This is a genomic window from Pseudomonas sp. AU12215 (genome assembly GCF_001675465.2).
Lineage (GTDB): Bacteria > Pseudomonadota > Gammaproteobacteria > Pseudomonadales > Pseudomonadaceae > Pseudomonas > Pseudomonas nitroreducens.
Genome location: NZ_MACM02000138.1, coordinates 1 through 505, shown reverse-complemented (window position 1 = coordinate 505; position 505 = coordinate 1). Strand labels below are relative to the sequence as shown.

The window sequence follows — 505 nt, the reverse complement described above, 5'->3', positions numbered from 1 at the left end:
TACAACTCATCGTTGTAGACCTCGAGCTTGGGCGGGCACAGCGGGTGCATCGCGTTGTCGATCGCCAACGGATGAAGATTATATGTCCTTTGGATCGCGAGTAGTTCCTCGGGGGTGGGTTCGCTAAGCGCGATCCAGCAGAAGCCCGAGCGACTCTCGCCCAACTTGACGTGCTCATCGAGCGCGATTTCGCGAACTCGCTTGCCTTCGTTGTAATAATAGGCGGCGATGATGCTCATGCTGGCCTCGCGGGAATGTGGAGGCCACGCTGGACGGCCGGTCGAGCCAGCCCGCGTCCAAGCCATGCGCGGACGTTCGAAAAGCTGCTGAGGCCAAGGATGTCACCCGCAGCGTAGAATTCCACCAGCGCATTCACCCAGCCGAGCGTCGCGATGTCCGCGATCGAATAGTCGTCGACGATCCAGTCGCGGCCTTCCAGCCGGCGATCCAGAATCCCCAGCAGACGCGTGGATTCGTCGATAAAGCGCTGTTGCGGCCGCTTGTC

The 505-nt window shown here is 60.6% G+C and carries 2 protein-coding genes; both read right to left on the bottom strand.

What is annotated here, in order from left to right:
• Positions 1-239 (bottom strand): CorA family divalent cation transporter (locus A9513_RS19190; protein ID WP_304362946.1); only part of this gene is annotated, 239 nt, incomplete at its 3' end.
• The coding region (locus A9513_RS19185; RefSeq protein WP_227525977.1) for a glutathione binding-like protein at positions 236-505 on the bottom strand (270 nt) is incomplete at its 5' end. The genes A9513_RS19185 and A9513_RS19190, both read right to left, overlap by 4 nt.